Annotated in this window: 24 protein-coding genes, 1 tRNA gene and 1 pseudogene; 12 read left to right on the top strand and 14 right to left on the bottom strand. The window is 67.2% G+C overall.

Annotation, left to right across the window (positions count from 1 at the left end):
• Positions 1-12 precede the first annotated feature (12 nt).
• Positions 13-951, bottom strand: coding sequence for a LysR family transcriptional regulator (locus tag P2T65_RS09980; RefSeq protein ID WP_071923591.1), 939 nt, complete (start codon positions 949-951; stop codon positions 13-15).
• A 392-nt stretch (positions 952-1343) separates the two neighbouring features.
• Between P2T65_RS09980 and P2T65_RS09975 the strand changes: the two genes are divergently transcribed.
• Together P2T65_RS09975 and P2T65_RS09970 are read left to right on the top strand one after the other, a co-directional pair.
• The gene (locus P2T65_RS09975) at positions 1344-1877 is read left to right on the top strand and encodes a thermonuclease family protein (protein ID WP_082831640.1); all 534 of its coding nucleotides are present in this window, start codon (positions 1344-1346) and stop codon (positions 1875-1877) included.
• A 313-nt stretch (positions 1878-2190) separates the two neighbouring features.
• Positions 2191-2934 carry an MBL fold metallo-hydrolase gene (locus P2T65_RS09970; RefSeq protein WP_276199704.1) on the top strand — a complete coding sequence of 248 codons (744 nt, stop codon included), beginning with the start codon at positions 2191-2193 and terminating at the stop codon, positions 2932-2934.
• Positions 2935-2988: 54 nt separating this feature from the next.
• On the opposite strand, the pseudogene P2T65_RS09965 reads toward P2T65_RS09970, so the two are convergent.
• The 4 genes and pseudogenes from P2T65_RS09965 to P2T65_RS09950 all read right to left on the bottom strand — a co-directional run.
• A pseudogene (locus P2T65_RS09965) lies at positions 2989-3876 on the bottom strand (NAD(P)-dependent oxidoreductase); the annotation flags it as partial.
• Between the two features lie 34 nt (positions 3877-3910).
• The gene (locus tag P2T65_RS09960) at positions 3911-4621 is read right to left on the bottom strand and encodes an ABC transporter permease (protein ID WP_276199703.1); all 711 of its coding nucleotides are present in this window, start codon (positions 4619-4621) and stop codon (positions 3911-3913) included.
• The gene (locus P2T65_RS09955; RefSeq protein WP_055459042.1) at positions 4618-5337 is read right to left on the bottom strand and encodes an ABC transporter permease; all 720 of its coding nucleotides are present in this window, start codon (positions 5335-5337) and stop codon (positions 4618-4620) included. The genes P2T65_RS09960 and P2T65_RS09955 overlap by 4 nt, the downstream gene beginning before the upstream one ends.
• 233 nt (positions 5338-5570) lie before the next feature.
• Entirely contained in the window at positions 5571-6347 is a 777-nt protein-coding gene (locus P2T65_RS09950) for an ABC transporter substrate-binding protein (protein ID WP_082464778.1), read from the bottom strand.
• Positions 6348-6562: 215 nt separating this feature from the next.
• On the opposite strand from P2T65_RS09950, the gene apbC reads away from it, so the two are divergent.
• The 4 genes from apbC (at position 6563) to P2T65_RS09930 (ending at position 11545) form a co-directional block, all read left to right on the top strand.
• Complete coding sequence (gene apbC / locus P2T65_RS09945) at positions 6563-7681, top strand: iron-sulfur cluster carrier protein ApbC (RefSeq protein WP_055459040.1); 1119 nt, start codon at positions 6563-6565, stop codon at positions 7679-7681.
• Between the two features lie 162 nt (positions 7682-7843).
• Positions 7844-8932: a TRAP transporter substrate-binding protein gene (locus tag P2T65_RS09940; RefSeq protein ID WP_055459039.1), complete on the top strand. Its 1089-nt coding sequence runs from the start codon at positions 7844-7846 to the stop codon at positions 8930-8932.
• Positions 8933-9182: 250 nt separating this feature from the next.
• Positions 9183-10271, top strand: a complete 1089-nt coding sequence (locus tag P2T65_RS09935) for a TRAP transporter substrate-binding protein (protein ID WP_055459038.1) — start codon at positions 9183-9185, stop codon at positions 10269-10271.
• A gap of 185 nt (positions 10272-10456) precedes the next feature.
• Complete coding sequence (locus tag P2T65_RS09930) at positions 10457-11545, top strand: TRAP transporter substrate-binding protein (RefSeq protein ID WP_055459037.1); 1089 nt, start codon at positions 10457-10459, stop codon at positions 11543-11545.
• 70 nt (positions 11546-11615) lie between these two features.
• Here P2T65_RS09930 and P2T65_RS09925 read toward each other — a convergent pair whose 3' ends face one another.
• The 6 genes from P2T65_RS09925 to moaA all read right to left on the bottom strand — a co-directional run bounded on the left by P2T65_RS09925 (position 11616) and on the right by moaA (position 18595).
• Entirely contained in the window at positions 11616-13283 is a 1668-nt protein-coding gene (locus tag P2T65_RS09925) for a TRAP transporter large permease subunit (RefSeq protein WP_276199702.1), read from the bottom strand.
• A 29-nt stretch (positions 13284-13312) separates the two neighbouring features.
• Positions 13313-13915: a TRAP transporter small permease subunit gene (locus tag P2T65_RS09920; protein ID WP_055459035.1), complete on the bottom strand. Its 603-nt coding sequence runs from the start codon at positions 13913-13915 to the stop codon at positions 13313-13315.
• A gap of 255 nt (positions 13916-14170) precedes the next feature.
• On the bottom strand, positions 14171-15376 hold the full coding sequence (locus tag P2T65_RS09915) for a multidrug effflux MFS transporter (protein ID WP_055459034.1): 1206 nt from the start codon (positions 15374-15376) through the stop codon (positions 14171-14173).
• On the bottom strand, positions 15373-16305 hold the full coding sequence (locus P2T65_RS09910) for a DMT family transporter (RefSeq protein WP_276199701.1): 933 nt from the start codon (positions 16303-16305) through the stop codon (positions 15373-15375). The genes P2T65_RS09915 and P2T65_RS09910 overlap by 4 nt, the downstream gene beginning before the upstream one ends.
• A 30-nt stretch (positions 16306-16335) precedes the next feature.
• Positions 16336-17481 (bottom strand): N-methyl-L-tryptophan oxidase, encoded by a 1146-nt coding sequence (gene solA, locus P2T65_RS09905; RefSeq protein ID WP_276199700.1) that lies wholly within the window; start codon positions 17479-17481, stop codon positions 16336-16338.
• A 73-nt stretch (positions 17482-17554) separates the two neighbouring features.
• Positions 17555-18595 (bottom strand): GTP 3',8-cyclase MoaA, encoded by a 1041-nt coding sequence (moaA, locus tag P2T65_RS09900; RefSeq protein ID WP_276199699.1) that lies wholly within the window; start codon positions 18593-18595, stop codon positions 17555-17557.
• Between the two features lie 143 nt (positions 18596-18738).
• On the opposite strand from moaA, the gene P2T65_RS09895 reads away from it, so the two are divergent.
• Positions 18739-19113 (top strand): DUF971 domain-containing protein, encoded by a 375-nt coding sequence (locus P2T65_RS09895; RefSeq protein ID WP_055459030.1) that lies wholly within the window; start codon positions 18739-18741, stop codon positions 19111-19113.
• A gap of 98 nt (positions 19114-19211) precedes the next feature.
• Here the strand turns inward: P2T65_RS09895 and P2T65_RS09890 are convergent, their stop codons facing one another.
• Positions 19212-19781 carry a L,D-transpeptidase gene (locus tag P2T65_RS09890; protein ID WP_055459029.1) on the bottom strand — a complete coding sequence of 190 codons (570 nt, stop codon included), beginning with the start codon at positions 19779-19781 and terminating at the stop codon, positions 19212-19214.
• Positions 19782-20065: 284 nt separating this feature from the next.
• On the opposite strand from P2T65_RS09890, the gene P2T65_RS09885 reads away from it, so the two are divergent.
• Complete coding sequence (locus P2T65_RS09885) at positions 20066-20515, top strand: hypothetical protein (RefSeq protein ID WP_276199698.1); 450 nt, start codon at positions 20066-20068, stop codon at positions 20513-20515.
• A 339-nt stretch (positions 20516-20854) separates the two neighbouring features.
• Here the strand turns inward: P2T65_RS09885 and P2T65_RS09880 are convergent.
• Positions 20855-20929, bottom strand: a tRNA-Val gene (locus P2T65_RS09880).
• 150 nt (positions 20930-21079) lie between these two features.
• On the opposite strand from P2T65_RS09880, the gene P2T65_RS09875 reads away from it, so the two are divergent.
• The 3 genes from P2T65_RS09875 (at position 21080) to P2T65_RS09865 (ending at position 22725) form a co-directional block, all read left to right on the top strand.
• Positions 21080-21460: a DUF2946 family protein gene (locus P2T65_RS09875; protein WP_276199697.1), complete on the top strand. Its 381-nt coding sequence runs from the start codon at positions 21080-21082 to the stop codon at positions 21458-21460.
• Positions 21461-21556: 96 nt separating this feature from the next.
• Complete coding sequence (locus P2T65_RS09870; protein ID WP_055459361.1) at positions 21557-22108, top strand: copper chaperone PCu(A)C; 552 nt, start codon at positions 21557-21559, stop codon at positions 22106-22108.
• 11 nt (positions 22109-22119) lie between these two features.
• The gene (locus P2T65_RS09865) at positions 22120-22725 is read left to right on the top strand and encodes an SCO family protein (RefSeq protein ID WP_055459026.1); all 606 of its coding nucleotides are present in this window, start codon (positions 22120-22122) and stop codon (positions 22723-22725) included.
• A 5-nt stretch (positions 22726-22730) separates the two neighbouring features.
• Here P2T65_RS09865 and gph read toward each other — a convergent pair whose 3' ends face one another.
• On the bottom strand, positions 22731-23426 hold the full coding sequence (gene gph / locus P2T65_RS09860) for a phosphoglycolate phosphatase (protein ID WP_055459025.1): 696 nt from the start codon (positions 23424-23426) through the stop codon (positions 22731-22733).
• Positions 23427-23519: 93 nt separating this feature from the next.
• Between gph and P2T65_RS09855 the strand changes: the two genes are divergently transcribed.
• Positions 23520-23996, top strand: coding sequence for a hypothetical protein (locus P2T65_RS09855; protein ID WP_055459024.1), 477 nt, complete (start codon positions 23520-23522; stop codon positions 23994-23996).
• Positions 23997-24071: the final 75 nt, after the last annotated feature.

Genomic DNA, 24071 nt, shown 5'->3' with positions numbered 1-24071 from the left:
AGGGGCGCGGTCTCAGGCGACATTGCGCTGCTGCGGCGGCTCCGCCTGCCACCGGTCCCATGCCGGCTCGCCGGCGAAATGGCTGACGAGCCGGTCGACGAAGAGCCGCACCTTCAGCGGCAGGTAGCGCGCCTGCGGATAGACGGCGTAGATGCCGGCTTCCGTCGGCGTGTAGTCGGGCATCAGCGGCACGAGCGTGCCGCTCGCGATCTCCGGCCCGACGACGAAGGTCGGCGACAGGATGACGCCGAGGCCGCGCAGCGCCGCCTCCCGCAGCATCAGGCTGTTGTTGACGATGATGCGCGGCTGCACGCGCACGCTCTCTTCCCCGTCGGGCCCCTGGAAGGTCCAGTTCGACTGGCTTTGCCGGTAGGCATAGTCGAGGCAGGCGTGCTGCGAAAGATCGGCCGGCCGCAGAGGCGCTTCACGCGCCGCCAGATAGGAGGGGGCGGCGCACAGGGCGAAGCGGCATGGCGCGAGCCGGCGCGCGATGAGCGAGGAATCCTTGAGGCGCCCGATGCGGATGGCGAGGTCGACGCCCTCCTCGATGATGTCGACGATCATCTCGTTGAGCGTGAGGTCGACCTGCACCTCCGGATGGTCCCGGAGGAAGCTGTCGATCACCGGCATCAGATAGGTGACGCCGAAGGTCATTGGCGCGTTGATGCGCAAGGTGCCCTTGGCCTGATCCTGGATCGAGCTGACGCCGTGGCGCAGGTCGTTGACCTCCTCGAGGATCGGCACGCAGCGCGCATAAAACTCCGCCCCGGCCTCGGTCAGGTTGACGCGCCGGGTGGTGCGGTTGAGCAGCCGGGCGCCCAGCCACTCTTCCAGCATCTGCACATGTTTGGTGGCCGCCGCCGGTGAAATGCGAAAATGCCGTGCAGCTTCTGCAAAGCTGCCATTGGAGGCAACGCGGGCAAATACCGCCATCATCATAAGTCTGTCCATGAAATCCTCACTTCAATCAACATAGAAAAGTAACAATTTTCCTTATGGCGTATATTATTAGACGATCCATTATATGTTTCCTTAGATGGCATAAAATCGGCATTTAGTAAAATTTTACGGATATATTTCTTTCTGATGACGTGTGAATTATTATTTGAGGCCAAAAACTATCTTCCTTTATTTGTGCGTGCTCGCATTGACCGCCCGTGGCAGCTTTGAAAGTCTCCGCGGGGGTGAATTTCGCGTGCGACTCGCCGCGATTGCCGATCGTGCTGCAGGCGATGCAGCCGCCCCCGCGTGGTTTCCGCCCGGTTTCCCCGCGATCAATCCTTTTCGGCGTAGTGGCCCCTGCCGTTAAGGTCCTCATCAGACAGCTCCGCTAGAAAGCGGCCATGCGAAGGGACAGGCTTGCGACAGGGCGAGGTGGGCAGCGCCATGTGGAGCGGCGGCTGCGCGACCTCGTGCGCGCGTCAGCTATCCTCACCGGGCTGCTGGTCGCGCTCGGCCTGCTGCTGTGGCGTGAGGAGACGCGCGTCGCCGGGCCCGTCGATGTCGTCGACGGCGACACGCTGCGGCTGGCCGATGGGCGGCCGCTGCGCCTCGAGGGCATCGATGCGCCCGAGATCGACCAGCTCTGCGACAAGCCGTCCGGACCCTATCCCTGCGGCCGGGCCGCGCGCAGCGCCCTCGTTCGCCTCGTCGCCGGCGCCAACGTCACCTGCGTCGTCGGCGGCAAGGACCGGTACGGCCGCCTGCTCGGGCGTTGCAGCGTCGGCGAGGAGGACATCAACGCCAGCCTCGTCGCGACCGGCTGGGCGGTGGCGAGCGGCCGGTACCAGGCCGAGGAGGCGGAGGCGCGCGAAGGGCGCCTCGGCCTATGGCAGGGCCGCTTCGAGCGGCCGACGGACTGGCGCGCGCGGCGTTGAGGATCGATTAACCCTGTCTTTCACCAAGCCATCGTCCATGTGTTCTGGCGCACATCGGGAACAAAGGTGGAGGGCTACAGTTATCGACATCAAGGACCTCCCTCCCTGACCCCTCCTCGGGCGCGGCTCAACACCGCGCCCTTCTTTTTTGTGGAGCCGGCCGCCGGTCGGGCGGCCGCGATTGACCGGCGCCGGCGGCGATGGTCGACTTGCCCGAAACGGGCGAAGCGACCCGCAGGAGGAAACGATGAAGCGCGAAGGCGTTGTGCGGGAGCTGATTCGCCCGGGTTCAGCCGGTCCGGAGACCTGAACGATGCGCCTGACGTTCATCGGCAGCGGCGATGCCTTCGGTTCGGGCGGGCGGTTCAACACCTGCCTTCTGGTGGAGGCCGGCCGCACCACGATGGCGGTCGATTTCGGCGCCACCTCGCTGGTCGCCCTGAAGCAGCGCGGCATCTCGCCCAACGGCATCGATACTGTCGTCCTCACCCATCTGCACGGCGACCATTTCGGTGGCCTGCCGTTCCTCCTCCTCGATGCGCAGTTCGCCTCGAGCCGCAAGACGCCGCTCACCATCGCCGGCCCGCCGGGCACGCGCGAGCGGCTGGAGGCGGCGCTGGAGGTGTTCTACCCCGGCGCCGTCGGCAACGACTGGCGCTTCCCGCTCAAGGTCATCGACATGCCCCTGCGCACGCCCTGGGCCTTCGGCGAGGCGAGGGTGGAGAGCCATGAGGTCGTCCACGCCTCCGGCGCGCCGTCGACCGGCGTGCGCGTCACGGCCGGCGGGCGCGTGCTCGCCTATTCGGGCGACACGACCTGGACCGATGCGCTCGTCGACATCGCCCGCGACGCCGACCTCTTCGTCGTCGAGTGCTACCGCCCGGCCGGGCGTACCTCCAACCACCTCGATCTCAGGACGCTCATCGCGAACCGCGACCGGTTGACGGCCCGCGCCATCATGCTGACCCACATGAGCGAGGCCATGCTGGCCGCGCAGCATGAGGCCGCGACGGCGGGCTTCCTCGTCGCCGAGGATGGCCTGACGCGGGAGATCTGAACCGATCCCGGCAATCCCGGAGGCACCGGGCGGCCGTCTTGCCCGGCGGAGACGTCAGCGGTCGAGACGCGCGATGAGGGACGAGGTATCCCACCGATTGCCGCCGAGCCGCTGCACCTCGGAATAGAACTGGTCGACGAGCGCCGTGACGGGCAGATGGGCGCCGTTGTGACGCGCCTCGGCCAGGCAGATGCCGAGATCCTTGCGCATCCAGTCGACGGCGAAGCCGAAGTCGAACTTGTCCTCGTTCATGGTCTTCCAGCGGTTCTCCATCTGCCAGGACTGCGCGGCGCCCTTGGAGATGACGGAGATCACCGCCTCGACGTCGAGCCCTGCCTTCTTGGCGAAATGGATGCCTTCCGAGAGGGCCTGCACGAGGCCGGCGATGCAGATCTGGTTGACCATCTTGGTGAGCTGGCCGGCGCCGGAGGGGCCGAGCAGCCGGCAGGCGCGGGCAAAGCTCGCGATGACCGGCTCGGCCTTGGCATAGTCGGCCGCATCGCCGCCGCACATCACGGTCAGAACGCCGTTCTCGGCGCCGGCCTGCCCGCCGGAGACCGGAGCATCGACGAAGCCGAGCCCCATCTCCTTCGCCTTCGCATGGAGCTCGCGCGCCACTTCCGCCGAGGCGGTGGTGTGGTCGACGAAGATGGCGCCGGGCTTCATGCCGGCGAAGGCGCCGTCCGGGCCGATGGTGACGGCGCGCAGGTCGTCGTCGTTGCCGACGCAGGAAAAGACGATGTCCTGGCCCTCGGCCGCGGCCCTCGGCGTGGCGGCCGCGCGCCCGCCGTTCTCGGCCACCCATCTCTCGGCCTTGGCGGCCGTGCGGTTGTAGACGGTGACCTCGTGGCCCTTGTCCTTGAGGTGGCGTGCCATGGGATAGCCCATGACGCCGAGCCCGAGAAAGGCAACCTTCATGTGTTCCGCTCCCGATGATTGGCGGGCCGATGGTGCGCACCGGGCCCGCGCCGGTTGATCATGCCGGCTTCAGATGCCGTGTCAGCCGCCGCTCGGCGACCGCCCACAGACGACGTACCCCTTCGACGAGGATGAGGTAAAGGGTTGCCGCCCACAGATACACCTGGAAATCGAAGCTGCGGGAGAAGGCGAGGCGCGTCACGCCCATGACGTCATAGATGGTGATGAGCGAGACGATGGCGCTCGCCTTGATCATCAGGATGAGCTCGTTGCCGAGCGGGCGCAGCGCGGTGACGAGCGCCTGCGGCAGGACCACCTTGCCGAAGGTCAGCCAGCGCGGCAGGCCGAGGGCGAAGGCGGCCTCCCGTTGGCCGCCGGGAACGGCCCGGATGCCGCCGCGCAGGATCTCCGCCTGGTAGGCCGCCGTGTTGAGGGTGAAGGTCAGGAGCGCACAGAACCATGCGTCGCGAAACAACGTCCACAGCCCCACCGCCTCGAAGGCGTCGCGCAATTGCCCGGCGCCGTAATAGACGAGGAAGACCTGGGCGAGCAGCGGCGTCCCGCGGAAGAAGTAGACATAGGAATAGGCAAGGGCGCGCGGCACGCTGTTCTTCGACAGACGCGCGAGCGCCACCGGCACGGCGAGCAGACCGCCGAGGATGAAGGAGATCCCCACGAGTTGCAGCGTCACGAGAACGCCGTCGAGAAAGCGCGGGCCGTAGCGCGCCATGAGGTCGAGATTGATGAGGCTGCCGAGGATGTCGCTCATGCCGGCCTCCGCGCCTGCCCGCGGCTCGTCCGCGCTTCGAGCCAGCCGAGCGCCCCGCCCGACAGCATGGAGAAGAAGAGATAGACGAGACACGCGACGAGATAGAAGAACAGCGGCTCCTTGGTGCTGCCGACGGCGATGTTCGTCTGGCGCATCAGGTCCGCGAGGGCGATGGTCGAGACGAGCGAGGTATCCTTCAGCAGCACCAGCCAGTTGTTGCCGAGGCCGGGCAGGGCGACGCGGACGAGCTGCGGCAGGACGACGAGGCGAAAGCTGAGTCGGGCGGAGAGGCCGAGTGCGCGTGCCGCCTCGCGCTGCCCGTTCGGGATGGCGTTGAGCGCGCCCACCCACACCTCGCTGGAGAAGGCGGCGAGCACCAGCCCGAGAGCGACGAAGCCGGCGAGGAAGGAATTGACCTGGACCTGCGCCCCGTAGCCGACGACGGATGCCAGCTTCTGCAGCAGCAGTTGGCCGCCGTAGTAGACGATGAACAGCGTCAGCAGTTCGGGCAGACCGCGGAAGACGGTGGTGAAGGCGATGGCGGCATTGCGGGCGAGGCGGTTCGCGGAGCGCTGGCCAAGGGCGACGAGCAGGCCGAGCATGAGTCCGAAGGGCAGTGTGAGCACCGCGAGGGCGATGGTGACAAGCGCGCCTTGCGCGAGTTCATCCCCCCAGCCGTCGGGGCCGAACGAGAGTAGGTCGAGATAATAGCTCATTCATTCACCGCCGGTGCCGCATCCGGACCCCGGCGGGCCCGCGCCTGCGGTTGGCTGTCGAAGCTGCCGTCAGCGCGCGGGGCGGGCGCTGCTGTCCCTTCCGTGCCGCGTGCGGAGGACGAGACGGGGACGTGTCGGCCGCGCGCCATGCCTGGCTTCGAGTCATGAGGCCGGCCCCGGATCCCTCTCTCGGAAGGAAGAGAGATCGCTTGTCGCCCCCATGGGCTTTCGACTCAATAGATCTCGAAGTCGAAGTACTTCTTCGCGATCGTGTCGTAGGTGCCGTCGGCACGGATATCGGCGATGGCCTTGCTCAGGAGCTCCTTGAGGTCTTGGTCGCCCTTGCGGACGGCAAGGCCGATGCCCTCGCCGAAATACCGCGCGTACTGCTTGTCGTCGACGTCGCCGAGGATCTTGCAGCAATCGGCTCCATCCTTCTTCAGCCAGTCGAGCAGCACGATCTTGTCGGCGAAGACGGTGTCGACGCGGCCGGACTTGAGATCGGCATTGGCCTCGTCGAGCGTCGGATAGAGCTTCACCGTGACGCCCTCGGGCCCATAGACGTCCTCGAGCATCGTCGCGTGGGTGGTTGAAGACTGGGCGCCGACGATCTTACCCTTGAGGTCGGCCGGGGTGACGCCGGTCAGCTTGGTATCCTTGGGCGCGACGAAGGACACGGGCGCGCTTGCGTAGCGCTCCGTGAAGTCGACCTGTTGCTTGCGCTCCTCGGTGATCGACATCGAGGCGGCGATGGCGTCGTATTTGCTGGCGAGGAGGGCCGGGATGAGGCCGTCCCAGTCCTGCGCCACGACGGTGCATTTGGCCCCGATCTTGTCGCAGAGCGCCTTGGCGATGTCGACGTCGAAGCCCTGCAGTTCACCGTTGGAGCCGACGAAGTTGAACGGGGGATAGGCGCCTTCCGTGGCGATGCGGATTTCCTTCCATTCCTTGGCGGAGGCCGCGCCCGTCAGGGCGAGAAGCATGGCGGCAACGGCAATGGTCAATCGCATGATGAACCCCTCGATCGGCTATTCTTCTGTTGTCCTGGCGGCTCTCGGCCGGCCGGGCGCTGGCGTGATGTTTCCACGATCGCCACATTTCGGGCAAGGCATGTGGATGATTTGCCGCAAGGCGATGCGCTGGTCCGCCCGCCGGGGCGCGCCCCCGTGGATGTTGACCGGGTCTGCCGCCGGTCCCAATGTGCGCCCGTTCTAAGGAGGAGCAGATGGTGACGCGGGAGACGATTCTGGAGCGGCTGGCGAGCGTGGCGGGGCCCGACGGCAAGACGCCTCTGCCGCAGTCGGGAACGTTGTCCGAGATCGTCGTCCAGGATGGCAAGGTCTATTTCTCCATCGCCATCGACCCCGCCCGCTCCATGGAGCTTGAGGCGATGCGCCGGGCGGCCGAGGAGGCGGCGGCTTCCGTGCCGGGCATCGCCCAGGCCATCGTCACCCTGACCTCTGACCGGCCGGCAGGTTCCGGCCCCTCCGCTCCGGCTCAGCGCCAGCCCGGGCCGCGCGCTGCTGCGGCGCAGGCGAAGGCCGCCGTCGCCGGCGTCAGGCACATCATCGCCGTGGCGAGCGGCAAGGGGGGCGTCGGCAAGTCGACCACCGCCTGTAACCTCGCGCTGGCGCTCGCTCGCACCGGCCTTTCCGTCGGCGTGCTCGACGCCGACATCTACGGCCCTTCGATGCCGCGTCTCTTCGCCCTCAAGGGGCGACCGCAGGTCGTCTCCGGCCGCACGCTGAAGCCGCTCGAGGGCTACGGTCTCAAGGTCATGTCCATCGGCTTCCTGGTCGAAGAGGAGGCGGCCATGATCTGGCGCGGGCCGATGGTGATGTCCGCCATCCAGCAGATGCTGCGTGAGGTGGCCTGGGGCGATCTCGACGTGCTCGTCGTCGACATGCCGCCGGGCACGGGCGATGCTCAGCTCACCATGGCCCAGGCCGTGCCGCTTGCCGGCGCCGTCATCGTCTCGACGCCGCAGGACCTGGCGCTCATCGATGCGCGCCGGGGCGTCGCCATGTTCCGCCGGGTCGACGTGCCCATCCTCGGTGTCGTCGAGAACATGAGCACCTTCATCTGTCCCCATTGCGGCAACGCCTCCGATATCTTCGGTCACGGCGGCGCGCGCCACGAGGCCGAGCGCCTCGGCGTGCCCTTCCTCGGCGAGGTGCCGCTGCACATGACGATCCGCGAGAAGTCCGATGCGGGCCTGCCCGTGGTCGTCAGCGAGCCCGACGGTCCACATGCCCGGGCCTATCTCGACATCGCCCGAAAGATCGCGGCCGGTCTTGCAGACGGAGCCGCCGGCCGCGCCGCGCCGCGTATCGTGATCGAATGAGGCGGTCGACAGCCGGCCGCCCCGTGCGCAAAAATCCAGAGCCCGCAGGCGAGATTCCGTCTTGAAACGGTGCACGGACTGGCTTCATGTGACACGCCACAGAGGGAGCGCGGCAACGAACCGCCAGGGCCAAACGGGAGAGCTCAGAGGAGACGAACGGAAATGAAGCGTCGCCAGTTTTTGACCGCGGCAGGCACGGGCCTCGCCGCCGGCGCGGTTGCCATGCCCGCCATCGCCCAGTCCATGCCGGAAGTGAAATGGCGTCTGACGTCGAGCTTCCCGAAGTCGCTCGACACCATCTTCGGCGCCGCCGAGCTGTTTTCCAAGGCTGTGTCGGAGGCGACGGACGGCAAGTTCCAGATTCAGGTCTTCGCGGCCGGCGAACTGGTGCCGGGCCTGCAGGCGCTCGACGCCGTGCAGAACAACACCGTCGAGATGTGCCACTCCGCGTCCTACTACTATGTCGGCAAGGATCCGACCTTCGCGCTCGGCACCGCCGTGCCCTTCGGCCTCAATGCCCGCATGATGAACGCCTGGTTCTTCCATGGCGGCGGTCTTGAGGTGCTGAACGAGTTCTACAAGAAGTCGGGCGTCTACATGCTGCCGGGCGGCAATACTGGCACCCAGATGGGCGGCTGGTTCCGCAAGGAGATCAAGTCGGTCGACGATCTCAAGGGCCTCAAGATGCGCATCGCCGGCATCGCCGGCCAGGTGCTCGCCAAGCTGGGCACCGTGCCGCAGCAGATCGCCGGCGGCGACATCTATCCGGCGCTGGAGAAGGGCACGATCGACGCGGCCGAGTGGGTCGGCCCCTATGACGACGAGAAGCTCGGCTTCCAGAAGGTCGCGCAGTACTATTACTATCCCGGCTTCTGGGAAGGCTGCGCGGCGCTGAACTTCTTCTTCAACGAGGCGAAGTGGAACGAACTGCCGGAGGTTTACCGCTCCGTACTGACGACGGCCGCGGCGCGCGCCAATGCCGACATGCAGGCGAGCTACGACGCCAAGAACCCGGGCGCGGTCAAGCGCCTCGTGGCGAGCGGCGCCCAGCTTCGGCCCTTCCCGCAGGAGGTCATGGAGGCCTGCTACAAGGCGGCCAACGAGATCTACGAGGAAACCTCGGCCAAGAACGCCGATTTCAAGAAGATCTACGACCACATGCGCGCCTTCCGCAATGACGAGTACCTGTGGTTCCAGGTCGCGGAATACACCTACGACAACTTCATGATCCGCGCGCGCGCGCGGGGCTGAGGTTCGCTGCACGCTATCGAGGTTCGCCCTCGCCATGGAAGCGCCCGGCGGCTGTCCGCCGGGCGCTTCTGCGTTCTGTTTCCATTCCTCTCCTGCCGGCGCCCCGCGCCATGGCCTCGAAGGGAACTCGCCACACTGAACTTTCTTACCAGTTGTGCTTGAGCCGCGAATATGCCTCAGTCGCAGATGGTTTCGGTGCGCGAAAAAACAGAGGGGCGCTCCGGGACTGCGCAACCTTGGGAGGAAATGTATGAAGCGTCGTCAATTTCTGGGTGCCGCGAGCGCCGGGCTCGCGGCAGGTGCTCTTGCTCGGCCCGCGATCGCGCAGTCGATGCCGGAGATCAAGTGGCGCCTGACCTCGAGCTTCCCGAAATCGCTCGACACCATCTTCGGCGCGGCCGAGGTCTTCGCGAAGGCGGTGTCCGAGGCGAGCGACGGCAAGTTCCAGATCCAGGTGTTCTCGGCAGGCGAGATCGTGCCCGGCCTGCAGGCGCTCGACGCGGTGCAGAACGGCACGGTCGAGATGTGCCACACCGCCCCCTATTACTACGTCGGCAAGGACCCGACCTTCGCATTCGCCACGGCCATTCCCTTCGGCCTCAACGCGCGCCAGCAGAACGCCTGGTTCTACCACGGCGGTGGCATGGAACTGCTGAATGCGTTCTTCGCCAAATACAATGCCCATGCGCTGCCCGGCGGTAACACCGGCTGCCAGATGGGCGGCTGGTTCCGCAAGGAGATCAAGACGACCGACGATCTCCAGGGCCTCAAGATGCGCATCGGTGGCTTCGCCGGCCAGGTGCTCAGCAAGCTCGGCGCCGTGCCGCAGCAGATCGCCGGCGGCGACATCTACCCGGCGCTCGAGAAGGGCACGATCGATGCTGCCGAATGGGTCGGCCCCTACGACGACGAGAAGCTCGGCTTCCAGAAGGTCGCCAAGTACTACTACTACCCGGGCTGGTGGGAAGGCGGCGCCGCCCTTCACTTCATGATCAACAAGGCGAAGTGGGACGAACTGCCGGTCACCTACAAGGCCCTGTTCAACGCCGCGGCCGGCATCGCCAATGTCGACATGCTCGCCAAGTACGATGCGAAGAATCCCGCGGCGCTGAAACGCCTGGTGGCGAACGGCGCCCAGTTGCGCCCCTTCCCGCAGCCCGTGCTCGACGCCTGTTTCGAGGCCTCCGGCGAGCTCTACGGCGAGACATCGGCCAAGAACGCCGAGTTCAAGAAGATCTACGACAGCATGATGGCCTTCCGGAACGAGGAATATCTCTGGTTCCAGGTGGCCGAATATACATTCGACAACTTCATGATTCGCGCCCGCGCCCGGGGGTGATGCGTACCGCCGGAAGCCTGGCAAGGAAGGCCCCGCCTTGGCGGGGCCTTTTGTTTGGAAGCTTCGGAAGGCATCGTTTCGCCCTTGCTCTTTGTCCGGCCGGACAGCACAGATAGCGCACCAGCGGGGGCCGGGCGGCAATGCATCCGTCCTGACGGGAGGCACGATTCTAAGGAGTTCGAACGATGAAGCGTCGTCAGTTTCTGCGGACGGCCGGGGTCGGCCTTGCCGCCGGCACGGTTGCCGCGCCCGCCATCGCGCAGTCGGCGCCCGAGATCAAGTGGCGCCTGACGTCGAGCTATCCGAAGTCCCTCGACACGATCTACGGCGGCGGCGAGGTGCTGGCCAGGGCCGTCTCCGAGGCGACGGACGGCAAGTTCCAGATCCAGGTCTTCGCGGCGGGCGAGATCGTGCCCGGCCTGCAGGCGCTCGACGCGGTCGAGAACGGTACGGTCGAGATGTGCCACTCGGCGCCCTATTTCTACATCGGCAAGGATCCGACCTTCGCCTTCGGCACGGCCGTGCCTTTCGGGCTCAACACGCGCCAGCAGAATGCCTGGTTCAATCATGCCGACGGCATGACGCTGCTCAACGAGCTCTACGGCAGGTTCGGCACCTACGGACTGCCCGGCGGCAACACGACGGCCCAGATGGGCGGCTGGTTCCGCAAGGAGATCAAGACGACCGACGATCTCAAGGGCCTCAAGATGCGCATTGGCGGCCTCGGCGGCCAGGTGCTCGCCAAGCTCGGCGTCGTTCCGCAGCAGATCGCCGGCGGCGACATCTACCCGGCGCTCGAGAAGGGCTCCCTCGATGCGGCCGAATGGGCCGGCCCCTATGACGATGAGAAGCTCGGCTTCCAGAAGGTCGCGCCCTACTATTATTATCCGGGCTTCTGGGAGGGCGGCGCCTCCATTCACTTCTTCATCAACAAGGCGAAATGGGAAGGCTTGCCGAAGAACTACCAGGCCATCCTGCGTCAGGCGGCGGCCTTCACCAACGCCGATATGATCGAGAAGTACGACGCCAGAAACCCGGCAGCCCTCAAGAGCCTCGTGGCCAGCGGCGCGCAGCTGCGCCCCTTCTCGCAGGAGATTCTGGAGGCCTCGCTCAAGGCCACCAACGAGATCTTCGACGAGATTGCCGCCAAGAACGAGCTGTTCAAGCGTGTCTACGATTCGATGAAGAGCTTCCGTAACGACGAATATCTGTGGTGGCAGGTGTGTGAATACACCTACGACAACTTCATGATCCGCAATCGCACGCGTGGGTGACGCAGGCTTCCGTGGCTATCAGCAAGAAAGGCCCCGGCATCGCCGGGGCCTTTCTTCTTTCTCTCATCGATCAGTCGAACTTTGGCGGACCGAGGTCCATCGGCGGGGCGAACTGGTCGAGCCGCGGCGCAAGATTCTGCAACTGCTGCTCGAGCTGCTGCTCGTCAAGCTCCACGTGGCCCGACTTGTAGTGAAGCACCATCTGGGGGAAGAGCATGACAATCGCGACCATGAGGATCTGGATGAGGATGAAGGGCAGGGCGCCCCAGTAGATCTGGCTCGTCAGGATCGGCGCCGTCGTCTTGCCGGTCAGCCGGTCACGATAGGCCTGCCGCGGCGCCACCGAGCGCAGGTAGAACAGCGCGAAACCGAACGGCGGCGTCAGGAAGCTCGTCTGCAGATTGATGGCGAGGATCACGCCGAACCAGATGAGGTCGATCCCCAGCCGCTCCACCGCCGGCACGAGGAGCGGGATGATGATGAAGGCGATCTCGAAGAAGTCGAGGAAGCAGCCGAGCACGAAGACGAGGAAGTTGACGAAGAGCAGGAAGCCGATCTCGCCGCCCGGCAGGGCGACCAGCAGTTCCTCCACCCACTTGTGCCCGTCGACCCCGTAGAAAGTCAGCGCGAAGACGCGCGCGCCGAGAAGGATGAAAAGCACGAAGGCGGACAGTTTCGCCGTCGAGAACGTTGCCTGCCGCAGGAGGTCGAACGTCAGCCGGCGCTTGAACAGCGCCAGCAGCACCGCCCCGGTCGCCCCCATGGCGCCACCCTCGGTCGGCGTGGCGACGCCGATGAAGATCGTGCCGAGCACGAGGAAGACGAGCGCGAGCGGTGGCACCATGACGAAGATGACCTCCTCCGCCATGCGCGACAAGAGCTTGAGCCGCAGGAGCTTGTTGAGGAGCGCGAGCACGAAGGCGATGGCCACCGCGAGCGTCATGGTGAGCACCACGAGGTCTGCCAGGTTGCGCACGTTGCTGCGCTGCATGACGAGATAGGCGGCCGTGCCGGCGATGACGGTCACGACGAGCAGCGACAGGCGCCGCGCGCGGCCGTCGGGATCGTTGAGCGTCTGCGCTTCCGGCGGCAGGCCGGGCGCCATCTTCGGACTCGCCATGCTGGCCACGAAGACGTAGCCCGCATAGAGCAGCGTCAGGACGACACCCGGGATGAAGGCGCCCTGATACATGTCGCCGACGGAGCGGCCGAGCTGGTCCGCCATGACGATCAGCACGAGCGAGGGCGGGATGATCTGCGCCAGCGTGCCCGAGGCGGCGATGATCCCGGTGGCGAGGCGCCGGTCATAGCCGTAGCGCAGCATGATCGGCAGCGAGATGAGGCCCATCGAAATGACAGAGGCGGCCACGACGCCCGTGGTCGCCGCGAGCAGCGCGCCGACGAAGACCACCGCATAGGCGACGCCGCCCCGCACCGTGCCGAACAGCTGGCCGATGGTATCGAGCAGATCCTCCGCCATGCCCGATCGCTCGAGGATGAGTCCCATGAAGGTGAAGAACGGGATGGCCAGCAGCACATCGTTGTTCATCGTGCCGTAGACGCGCTCCGGCAGGGCCTGCAGGAAGTCGGGCACGAACAGGCCGAGTTCGATGCCGATGAGGCCGAAGATGAGGCCATTGGCTGCCAGCGCGAAGGCCACCGGATAGCCGAGAAGCAGGAAGATGACGAGCGCCGCGAACATGATCGGCGCCATGTTGTGGATGAAGAACTCCACCATGGAGAGGCTCCTGAAGCGTTCGCGGATTGTCAGGGCCGGCCAGAGCCGGCGTCGGGCCCGAGGTTGTGGATCATCTGCTCCGCTTCGGCCACCTCTGGCGGAAGTTCAGCGTCGGCGTGGGGATCGTCGATGTCGCCGCGCAGCACCGCGATGCGCTTGATGAGCTCCGAAACAGCCTGCACCAGCAGCAGGGCAAAGCCGAGCGGCACCAGCATCTTCGCCGGCCATTGCGGCAGGCCGCCCGCGTTGAGCGATTGCTCGTTGATGGCATAGGACCGCTCGGCGAAGGGGATCGAGGTCAGCAGCATCACGACGCACAGCGGCATGAGGAAGAAGACCGTGCCGAAGATCTCGATCCAGTTCCGCACGCGCGGCGAGAGGCGAGCGTGCACCACGTCGATGCGGATGTGCTCGTTGACGATCAGCGTCCACGGCGCACACACGAGGAACACGGCGCCGAACAAGACCCACTGCAGCTCCAGCCAGGCATTCGACGACATGTCGAACGCCTTGCGGATGATGGCATTGACGGCTGAAATGGCGATCGCGACCACGATCAACCAGGCAACCCAGCGGCCGATGCGCGCATTGATCGCGTCAATGGCCCTTGAAATCGCAAGCAGAATCGACACGTAGACTCCCTTCCCGGACCGTCCGCTACCTCTCGTCTGGAGGTTTTTCCCCTGGAGGGCGGCCATTGATGGGTCTGACGCCCACCGCCCGGCACGGGTGGTAGCGCATCGTTCAGTCGCATACAAGCAGGGCGCTCGCGCCTTTCCGCACGGATGGCGGGCTTGTCGGATGCTGGTCTGAATCCTGGAGCCGGATGCCTTCAGGGTGTTCCAACCTGATCGGTCAATCCGTCTTCAAACATTAAGGCACAGGCTCTAGCGGCTGCGTCCGGAGCGGCCGTAGCGATGGGCGGCAAAGCTTGCGACGATGCAGATTGCCATCACGGCGATGAGCGCCGTCGGCGCCGCGACCACTGCCGCCCCCGTGATGAAGGAGACGAGCGCGCCGAGCCCGAGCTGCAGCGCGCCGGCGACGCCCGCGGCCGTGCCCGCCGCCTCCGGCCGGGCTGACAGCGCCCCGGCGGTCGCGCCGGGCATGGTGAGGCCGTTGCCCACCGCATTGACGACGAGCGGCAGGAACAGCGTCACCGGCGTCCACGGCATCATGGCGATGAGCACGACCTCGGCGCCTATGGCGGCGAGCGAGAGCACGGTGCCGATCGTTACCATGAGATCGGTGCCCATGCGCAGGGCATAGCGGCCGGACACGAAGTTGCCGACCATGTAGCCGAGCGCCGTGAGCGCGAAGAAGGCGCCATAGACATCCGCCGAACGCCCCATGCTCTCCACCACGACGAAGGGCGCGCCGGCGATGAAGGCGAAGAAGGCCGCGCTCGTGAAGGACATGGCGAGCGCATAGCCGAGAAAACCCCGGTCGCCGAGCAGGAGCGGGAAGGCGCGCAGCATGTCGCCGACGCTGGTGAGATGCGTCTTCGGCGCCGTCTCGCCGAGTACGGCAAAGGCATAGGCGAGCACCGCCACGCCGAAGAGCGTCTTCACGCCGAAGATGGCGCGCCAGCCGAGGTGGGAATCGATGACGCCGCCGACGAAGGGCGCCACCATCGGCGCCACCACCATGACCATGGTGAGATAGCCGATGCGGCTCGCCGCCTCGTCCCTTTCCGACGTGTCGCGCACGATGGCGCGCGCCAGGGCGAAGGCGGTGCCTCCGCCTGCCGCCTGTACGACGCGGGCGGCGAGCAGCGTCACGGTGTCGAACGCAAAGGCTCCGGCGAAGGAGCCGATGGTGAACAGCGCGACACCGCCGATGACGCAGGGCCGACGGCCGAACCGGTCGGAGATCGGGCCGATCACCACCTGCGTGACGGCGACGGCGAGCAGATAGAGCCCGAGGGTGAGCTGGATGGTGGCGTAGTCTGTCGCAAAGGTGCGCGCCAGCGCCGGTGTTGCCGGCGCGAGCACATTGAGCGCGAATGGCTGCAGGGCCGAGACCGCCACGAGGACGGCAAGGCTCGGCCGCGGCGGCGCCGTGACCGCCTGGGGCGGAAAGGGCCGGTTCACGGCTGCGCCGCCGGCACGGGCTTGGCCTGCGGCTGCGGCGCCGCGGCCGCGGCGCGGGCCTCACGCATGCGCACGCGCTCACGATGGATGGTGTAGACGCCGGCAGCGACGATGAGGCCGGTGCCAGCCATGGCGAGCGTGTCGGGCAACTCGCCCCAGACGAGGAAGCCAAGCATGACGGCCCAGACGACCACGCTGTAGCGGAAGGACGAGACGAGCGACACGTCCGTGCCGCGGCAGGCGACGATGAGGCAATAGTTGCCCAGCGAGACGAGCACGGCCGCCCCGGCGAGGAAGCCCGTGGCCCGGGCGTCGATCGGCTGCCACTCCTGGGTCGGCGACAGGGCGAGGCCGACGAGCGGCACGGCGGCGGCGCTGGCGATGGTGACGAGGCCGGTCGAGACTTCTGCCCGGATCTGGCGGGTGACGAGGTCGCGCGTGGCGGCGAGCGCCGCAGCGCCGAGCGCGACGAGCGCCCAGGCGTCGAAGCCGCCCATGTCCGGCTTGACGATGAGCACCACGCCGCAGAACCCCACGAAGACGGCGCACCACCGCCGCCAGCCGACGGTTTCGAGGCCGACGACGGCGGCGATCATGGTCATGAGGATCGGCGTCGCCTGCAGGATGGCGGTGATGTTGCCGAGCGGGATGTGGGCGAGCGCGGTGATGAAGGTAAAGGCGACCGCCGCCTCGAGGAAGGCGCGCAGGAGGAGCATGGGATTGCGAAGGCCGCGCCAGCTGCCGACCTGGCCGAGGGCGAAGGCGAGCACCGTCGCCGCGATGACGGCGAATAGGCCGCGCACGGCAAGGATCTGGCTTGCGGGATACGCACCCGTGGCAAGCTTCACCAGCGTGTCGTTGCCGCAGAAGAGCGCCATGGCGCCCAGCATCGCAACGATGCCGCGCCGGTTGTCGGCAGCCGTGGCCAAGATGAACTCCTCGGACGAAACAGCCGATGATTACGCCGCTTTGCCCAGCCGGTCGAGCTTGAACAGGCCGAGATCGAATGCAGGGCGTGCACCGCTGGCCAGATCTGCGAGTATATCTCCGATGGCGCTGGCGAATTTGAAGCCGTGGCCCGAGCAAGGCGAGGCCACGATCACGCGCGGGTCGCCCGGCAGCGTGTCGATGACGAAATGCTCGTCCGGCGTGTTGGTGAAGAGGCAGCCGCGCAGCGACATCACCGGCCCGTCCGCGGCCGGGAAATAGTGGCGGATGCCGGCGCGCAGCGCCTCCTCGTCGCGTGCGTTCGCCTCGCGCGGCAGGTCGTCCGCCGCCCCCGTCTCGTTGAGATGGTGGTAGAGGCCGATCTTGAAGCCGGGCATGCCCCATTGCGGGAAGACGTAGAAGTGCCCGTGCTCAGTGAGGAGATTTCCGACGGGGAAACGGTCGAGCGCGAACAAGGCGGGGTCCTTCGGCCAGAACCAGCCGATCACCTGCCGCTCCGGCACGGCCTTGCCGGCGAGCGCCGGCACCATCTCGCCCATCCAGGCGCCGGCGGACAGCACGAGCCGCTCGGCGTGATAGGTGCCCTGCGGCGTGCGCACCGAGACGCCTTCGCCGCCAGACGACCAGTCGAGTACCGGCTCGCGCCCCCGGATCTCGGCACCATGGCGCAGCGCCAGCCAGACATGGGCGAGGATGGCGCGCTCGCTGGCGACGAAGCCGCCTTCCGGCTGGTAGACGGCGGCATAGCCTTCCGGTAGTTGCCAGCCGGGAAAGCGCTCGGCGAGGTTCCGCGCCGTCAACTCCTCATGGTCGAGCCGATGCTCGATGCACGAGGCGAGCGAGCCCGCCGCCACGCGGCTGCCGCGCGGCCCGGCGTCGATGGAACCCGTGATGAAAAGCAACTGCTCGCCGTGTGCCTGTTCCGTCTCGCGCCACAGGCGATAGGCGTGGCGCAGCAGCGGCACGTAGTCGGGATGCTCGAAATAGGCGAGGCGGATGATGCGGTTGACGCCGTGCGACGAGCCCATGCCATGGCCGATGTCGAAGCGCTCGAGCCCGAGCACGCGCTTGCCGCGCCGCGCGAGCTGGTAGGCCGCGGCGCTGCCCATGCCGCCCATGCCGACGACGATGACGTCGTAACGCTCACCCGCACCCATGGGCGCCTCCGCAAATCAGATGGCCGCCGCAGATCGGCAGCTCGGGGATAGATCGCGAAGAAGGGACTGTGCGTCAACCGCCGGTGACGCTCATGTGCCGGCCGACGGCGGGCTGGCGGCGGCGCCGGTCGATGACGAAGTCGTGGCCGCGCGGCTTGCGGGCGATGGCGCGCTCGATGGCCTCTTCCACCGGCCCGTCGCTCATCGAGGCGCGCAGCGGCGCGCGCAGGTCCGCCGCGTCCTCCTGGCCGAGGCACATGTAGAGCGTGCCCGTGCAGGTCAGGCGCACGCGGTTGCAGCTCTCGCAGAAGTTATGGGTCATCGGCGTGATGAAGCCGAGGCGCCCGCCCGTCTCCCGCACGCGGACGTAGCGCGCGGGGCCGCCGGTGCGATAGTCGAGCTCGTCGAGCGTGTAGCGCTCCGTGAGCCGCGCCTTGACGAGGGAGAGCGGCAGGAACTGGTCGACCCGCGCCGGCTCGATCTCTCCGAGCGGCATCACCTCGATGAGCGTGAGGTCCATGCCGCGCCCGTGCGCCCATTCCATCAGCGCGGGGATCTCGTTCTCGTTGACGCCCTTGAGCGCCACGGCGTTGATCTTGACGGCGAGGCCCGCCTCCTGCGCCGCATCGATGCCGGCGAGCACCTTGTCGAGGTCGCCCCAGCGCGTCAGCGTGCGGAAGGTGGCGGGCGACAGCGTGTCGAGCGAGACGTTGATGCGCCGGATGCCGCAGGCGGCGAGGTCGCGCGCGTGGCGGGCGAGCTGCGTGCCGTTGGTGGTCAGCGTCAGCTCCTCCAGCGCGCCGCTGTCGAGATGGCGCGAAAGGGAGCCGAACAGGCGCATGATGTCGCGCCGCACCAGCGGCTCGCCGCCCGTGATGCGCAGCTTGCGCACGCCGCGGCGGATGAAGACGCTGCACAGCCGGTCCAGCTCCTCCAGCGTCAGCAGGTCGCGCTTCGGCAGGAAGTGCATGTCCTCGGCCATGCAATAGACGCAGCGCAGGTCGCAGCGGTCCGTCACCGATACGCGCAGATAGGTGATGGCGCGCGCGAACGGGTCGACGAGCGGCAAGGTCGGCCGGGCTTCGCCCCGGTCGAGAACGGTCGTGTCGGCCAATGCCGGTCCCTCCCTCCAGCGGCGCTGCCGCTCTGGCGTCTTTTACCGTACCAATTTAAGTGTCATCGCCAAGGCATCAATCCCGGATCGGCGCATCTCGCATGAAGCCCGATCACGGTCCCGCGCGTGGGAGCACCCGATCCATGGAAAGCATCCACTGGCCGAGCGAGGTCCGCCTGGCGAAGGATCGCCGCCAACTCCTCGTCACCTTTGAGGACGGGCGTCAGTTCGCGCTCGCAGCCGAATACCTGCGCGTGTCGAGCCCCTCCGCCGAGGTGCGCGGCCACGGGCCGGGCGACCGCAAGACGGTGTCGGGTAAGAAGAACGTCGAGATCATCGGCGTCGAGCCCGTGGGCCGCTACGCCGTCAAGCTCGTCTTCGACGACCTGCACGACACGGGCATTTATACCTGGGACTACCTCTACGAACTGGGCAACGACTTCGAGGCGAAGTGGCAGGCCTATCTTGCGGAGCTCGAGGAGAAGGGGTTGTCGCGGGAGCCGGTGAGGAGACGATGAGGGGAGGAGACTATGGCACGCCCGTCTGTGAATGCCTTATGGACGAAAGCCGGTCGCGCGGCGGCCGGCTTCGTCACAAACGGCAGTGAGCCAGCGGCTCAGCGCATCACCACAACCTTTGTGCCGACGCGCACGCGGTCGTAGAGGTCGACCACATCCTCGTTCATCATGCGGATGCAGCCGGAGGACACCGCCTGGCCGATGGTGTCGGGCTCGTTGGAGCCGTGGATGCGATAGAGCGAGGAGCCGAGATAGAGGGCGCGCGCGCCGAGCGGGTTGTCCGGGCCGCCGGGCATGTAGCGCGGCAGGTCGGGCCGGCGCTTCAGCATCTGCGGCGGCGGGCGCCAGTCGGGCCACTCGCGCTTCATCGATACCGTCTTCACGCCGCCCCAGGTGAAGCCGGGGCGGCCGACGCCGATACCGTAGCGAATGGCGCGACCGTTGCCGAGCACGTAATAGAGCCGCCGCTCCGACGTGGAAACCACGATGGTGCCGGGGGCGTGGCGGCCATTGTAGGCCACCGTCTCGCGCGTAATGCCGCTCGCCTGGGGCTGATACTGCTCAGCCTCGTAGAGCGGCTGACGTGTGAGCGGGTCTATCTGATAGGCGCCGGCCGGGGTGGCCGCGAGCGCCACGAGACCGGTTATGGCAATGAGAATGCCGCGCATCGGTTGCCTCGATGGGTGGGTGCGGGATGATCTTAAGAATGGCAAAAGGCTGTCGAAGGTTCCGCCTCGTTTGGCCAATGTGTCCAAACCTCGGCCTTCGCGCAACGACAGTGTGGCGCTCCTGCGGCCAAAACATCGTGATCAGCCCGCCGCGTGGCGGCCTTGCCACACCGGTGGCTTCGGGTTGCTGGCATGGCGTAAATGAATACTCAACACTCGATGCCGTATTTTAGTCGTATGTGATTAAAATGGGGTCAGACGTCATGGCGGATTCGGCGAATTCAATGCATGGCGCGCAGGCCGATGCGGCCGGAGCGCGCATTCGCACGCTTGCGACCAATCTCGCCGTCGTGGGCCTCGACAGCGCTCTCGTCTGCGCCGAGACGGGCGGGCAGGGGCGCGGCACGGCGGAGGCGGCGCGCCGTCTCGCCGCGCTGGCGGCCCGCATGGAAAGGGCGGCCTGGCCGCTGGGCGTGCCGCAGCGCGCGGATCAGGCAGGAGACGGCTGGCAGGCCGCGCTCGAGGTGGCGGAGGAGGCATCGGCGGTCGCCGGCAGGCTGCTCGCCGCCGCGGTCAGGGCACGACGAGCGGCCGATGGCGAAGGCGAGGCGGAGGCGTCATCCGCGCCCGTCGGCGCCACGCCCCGCGCCGTGGCTGCGGGCCGGCGCCTCGAGGCCCGCTCGGGCGATGCGCGCCGCATCGCCGCCTGGCTGCGCGCGAACAAGGTGCGTTGACGGAAGAGGAGAGGGAGCGCGCCGTCGGCGCGTGCCCGACCGACCGGCCTGTATACGCCACCGCCGTCAGGCCCGCGCTCGTCGCGGGCATCCACGCCGCGAAGTTTGGCAACTGCAAGCAGTCGTTGGCCGGGGCAAGCCCGGTCAGGCCTGTCATGCCAAGGGCGTGCAGGCGCGGCGCTCAACGCCGGCCATGGCTCCATCCCGCTGATGATCGCCCCGAACGGTGGGCGTCAATCGACGCATGGGTGCGCAAAAAAGTGCGCAAACCGTGTATGTCGGGCAGTGGCCCAAGCGTCAGGAACGGCGCTAACGTATCGATTTTTCTGCGGAAAATGATGGTGGGCGTGACAGGGATTGAACCTGTGACCCCTCCCGTGTGAAGGGAGTGCTCTCCCGCTGAGCTACACGCCCGAGCCATAGCATCGCCTGCCGCCGCAGGGCTCGTAGGGCGCCTTCTATGAGCACCGCGCGCCGGCGTCAAGCGAGGAAGCGCACAATGTCGCGTTGCCCCTGTGCAAAGGCCGCGCTACTGCTCGTGTCATGTGCGATCGAGAGGGATGAATGCGGCTGCCGCGCCTCCTCGCTGTTCTGGCGCTTGCCTATGCGCTCGCCCTGCAGGCCCTGCTTGCGGGGGCGGTGGGCATCACGCCCGCTGCGGCGGCGGATCGTTCCGGCGTGCCCCTCGAACTCGCCTGGTGCATGCCGGGGGGCGGCGATCACGCGAGCGGGGACGAGGCGCCCGGCGGGCACCACGACCTGCGCTGTATCCTGGCCTGTGGCCAGCTCACGCCTTCGCCGGCGCTCCTGCCGGCGGCCGTGCCCTCTGCGGCGCCCGTCGCACGCGCCTTTCCCGACGGACCGGTCCCCCTTGCGGGCGAGCCCCTGTCGCGGCGGGACCTCTCCCGCCTCAAGCCGGCGCCGCGTGCGCCGCCGATGATCTGATCCCGATCAAGCGCTTTCAGGCATTCACGGCGTCCGTGGGAGCCATTGACGGACATGGGATCCGTCGCCCGCCCGCCGCCATCGGAGATCAGGTTCATGACATCGCTTTCCCGCGCCGGCCTCGCCGCGCATCGCACCCCATCCCGTCGCCGCTTCCTCGTCGGTGCGGCGGTCCTCGCTGTCGGCCTCGCGGCGCTGGTCAGCCCCGCCTCGGCGCACGGCTACAAGGCCGGTGCCCTCAAGATCGGCCATCCCTGGTCGCGCGCGACGCCGGCCAATGCCCCGGTCGCCGGCGGCTTCATGACCATCGAGAACACCGGCGAGACGGACGACCGGCTCGTCGCCGTCAGCGCCGAGATCTCCCCGCGCGGCGAGATCCATGAGATGAAGATGGAAGGCGACGTCATGAAGATGAGCCCGCTCCCCGAAGGGCTCGTCATCAAGGCTGGCGAGACGGTGAAGCTCGCGCCCGGCGGCTACCATCTCATGTTCATGCCCTTGCAGCGGCAGCTGAGGGAGGGCGAGGCCTTCAAGGGCGAGCTCGTCTTCGAGAAGGCCGGCAAGGTCGCGGTCGAGTTCAAGGTGGAGGGCATCGGCGCCCGCGGCGACGGCAAGACCGACGCGCACAAGAGCCACACCACCCATTGAGGAGCAGCGCCATGAGTCGTTTGCGCATCATCCTGTGGAGCCTCGTCGCCGTTATCGCGCTGGTCGCGGGCGCCCTGTGGATCGTCGGCGACCGTCTCGTGGCGCCCCAGGGGGGTGTCCGGACGAGCGGCGTCGCCAATATCGGCGGACCGTTCACCCTGACGACGCACGACGGCAAGAAGCTGTCGTCGGCCGATCTCGCCGGGCGCCCCTTCGCCGTTTTCTTCGGCTTCACCCATTGCCCGGACGTGTGCCCGACGACACTCTTCGAGATGTCGGAGAATCTGAAGGCGCTTGGCCCGGACGGGGACAAGCTCACCGTGCTGTTTATCTCGGTTGATCCCGAGCGCGATACGCGTGAGCTGATGGCGACCTACCTCGAGTCGTTCGACCCCCGCATCATCGGCCTCACCGGCACCCAGGAGGAGATTGACGCGGTGGTGAAGGCCTATCGCGCCACCTATCAGCGCGTACCGACCGAGGGGGATGGCTACACGGTCAATCACACAGCCTCGGTCTATCTCATGGATCGGCAGGGGCATTTCGCCGGCACGCTCGACTATCACGAGCAGCAGGACACGCAGATGCGCAAGTTGCGCCGGCTCGTCGAGGGCTGAAGGCTTCAGGAATCGGCGAGGGAACTGCGGCGGTATAACGCCGCCGCGGCATCCCACAGAGCGTCGAAATGCTCGATGATGATGTCGGGGCCAAGCTCGCTCACCGGCGTCATGGTGTAGCCGAACGGCACGGCGATGACCGGGATACCGGCGGCCCTGGCGGTCGCGATGTCGGTCTGCGAATCGCCGACCATCAGGGCCGCCTCCGGCACGCCGCCGGCGGCCGCGACCGTCATCGTCAGGTGGCGCGGGTCGGGCTTCGAGAACGGGAAGGTGTCACGCCCGCAGATGGCATGGAAATGCCCGGCAATGCCGAGCGCCTTGAGCAGCATCACCGAATGGTGCTCGAACTTGTTGGTGCAGACCGCGAGCCGCCAGCCGGCGGCACGGAATCGCTCGAGGGCGGCCGCAACACCAGGAAAGAGCCGCGTCTCGACCGCGATGCGTCCCGCATAGATCGAGAGGAAGCGCTCGAAGAGCAGGTCGAGATGCGCGGGCGCGACGCTGCGGCCGTTCGCCGCGATGCCCCGTTCGAGCAGTGCCCGGGCGCCGGCACCGATGAGGTCGCGCGCCTCGCTGAGCGGCAGTTGCTCGAGACCTTCCTCGGCGAGGATCAGGTTCAGCGTCGCGATGAGGTCGGGCGCGGTGTCGGCCAGGGTGCCGTCGAGGTCGAAGACGATGGTCGCGATGGTGTCGGACATGGCAGAGCGCTAGCCGATGCCGCCGGCGCGGGCAAGCCCGGCAAGCCGTCGGGCCACAGGTCGCCCCGTTCTCGCCGGCGGCGCGATGGTAGAATGCCGACGCGATTCGCCCGCATCGGAGTTGTCATGTCGCCCATCGTGAAGTTGCCCGCCGCCGCTGCCCTGCTTGTCGCCCTCGTCCTGCCCGCGCAGGCCAACCAGTTCGAGTTCAAGGCCGCCCCGCAGACAGACCTCAACCGCATCTACCGCATCGATCGGGTCACGGGCGAGGTCGGCGCCTGCCAGTACGGCCTCAAGGAAGGCACCATCGGCGTCACCTTCTGCTATCCCGCGGGCGAGGGGGCCGGACCGCAGAAACCCGGGGAATATGGTCTCGTCGCCTCGCATCACCAGAAGGAGGCGGGCGTCTTCCGCGTCAATTACCGTAGCGGGGAGATGAGCGTCTGCTACGTCTTCAACGATCAGGTCGTGTGCACGCCGCAGGCCACCAGCGCCGCGCCGGCCGGCGGGGAGGGCGGCGAGCAGCCGGCCGCGGGCGACAGCGGCCAGCGCGGCTCCGGTGCCCGCTGATCTGCCCTGCCTTTCCGCTGCCCGAAGCGCATGGTAAAGCGGCTCAGGACAAGCGGACCGGCACGGGCGGCGGCC

This window comes from Chelatococcus sp. XZ-Ab1, assembly GCF_029309855.1.
Classification (GTDB): Bacteria; Pseudomonadota; Alphaproteobacteria; order Rhizobiales; family Beijerinckiaceae; genus Chelatococcus_A; species Chelatococcus_A sambhunathii.
Note: the sequence above shows the minus strand (reverse complement) of the source record. Positions and strands in the feature narration are given on the sequence as shown.

Bases quoted from the DNA above. Each gene is read 5' to 3' on its own strand.
- P2T65_RS09980 (WP_071923591.1), bottom strand. From the start codon at position 951: ATGGACAGACTTATGATGATGGCGGTATTTGCCCGCGTTGCCTCCAAT.
- P2T65_RS09975 (WP_082831640.1), top strand. From the start codon at position 1,344: ATGCGAAGGGACAGGCTTGCGACAGGGCGAGGTGGGCAGCGCCATGTG.
- P2T65_RS09970 (WP_276199704.1), top strand. From the start codon at position 2,191: ATGCGCCTGACGTTCATCGGCAGCGGCGATGCCTTCGGTTCGGGCGGG.
- P2T65_RS09960 (WP_276199703.1), bottom strand. From the start codon at position 4,621: ATGAGCGACATCCTCGGCAGCCTCATCAATCTCGACCTCATGGCGCGC.
- P2T65_RS09955 (WP_055459042.1), bottom strand. From the start codon at position 5,337: ATGAGCTATTATCTCGACCTACTCTCGTTCGGCCCCGACGGCTGGGGG.
- P2T65_RS09950 (WP_082464778.1), bottom strand. From the start codon at position 6,347: ATGCGATTGACCATTGCCGTTGCCGCCATGCTTCTCGCCCTGACGGGC.
- apbC (WP_055459040.1), top strand. From the start codon at position 6,563: ATGGTGACGCGGGAGACGATTCTGGAGCGGCTGGCGAGCGTGGCGGGG.
- P2T65_RS09940 (WP_055459039.1), top strand. From the start codon at position 7,844: ATGAAGCGTCGCCAGTTTTTGACCGCGGCAGGCACGGGCCTCGCCGCC.
- P2T65_RS09935 (WP_055459038.1), top strand. From the start codon at position 9,183: ATGAAGCGTCGTCAATTTCTGGGTGCCGCGAGCGCCGGGCTCGCGGCA.
- P2T65_RS09930 (WP_055459037.1), top strand. From the start codon at position 10,457: ATGAAGCGTCGTCAGTTTCTGCGGACGGCCGGGGTCGGCCTTGCCGCC.
- P2T65_RS09925 (WP_276199702.1), bottom strand. From the start codon at position 13,283: ATGGTGGAGTTCTTCATCCACAACATGGCGCCGATCATGTTCGCGGCG.
- solA (WP_276199700.1), bottom strand. From the start codon at position 17,481: ATGGGTGCGGGTGAGCGTTACGACGTCATCGTCGTCGGCATGGGCGGC.
- P2T65_RS09895 (WP_055459030.1), top strand. From the start codon at position 18,739: ATGGAAAGCATCCACTGGCCGAGCGAGGTCCGCCTGGCGAAGGATCGC.
- P2T65_RS09890 (WP_055459029.1), bottom strand. From the start codon at position 19,781: ATGCGCGGCATTCTCATTGCCATAACCGGTCTCGTGGCGCTCGCGGCC.
- P2T65_RS09885 (WP_276199698.1), top strand. From the start codon at position 20,066: ATGCATGGCGCGCAGGCCGATGCGGCCGGAGCGCGCATTCGCACGCTT.
- P2T65_RS09875 (WP_276199697.1), top strand. From the start codon at position 21,080: ATGCGGCTGCCGCGCCTCCTCGCTGTTCTGGCGCTTGCCTATGCGCTC.
- P2T65_RS09870 (WP_055459361.1), top strand. From the start codon at position 21,557: ATGACATCGCTTTCCCGCGCCGGCCTCGCCGCGCATCGCACCCCATCC.
- P2T65_RS09865 (WP_055459026.1), top strand. From the start codon at position 22,120: ATGAGTCGTTTGCGCATCATCCTGTGGAGCCTCGTCGCCGTTATCGCG.
- gph (WP_055459025.1), bottom strand. From the start codon at position 23,426: ATGTCCGACACCATCGCGACCATCGTCTTCGACCTCGACGGCACCCTG.
- P2T65_RS09855 (WP_055459024.1), top strand. From the start codon at position 23,520: ATGCCGACGCGATTCGCCCGCATCGGAGTTGTCATGTCGCCCATCGTG.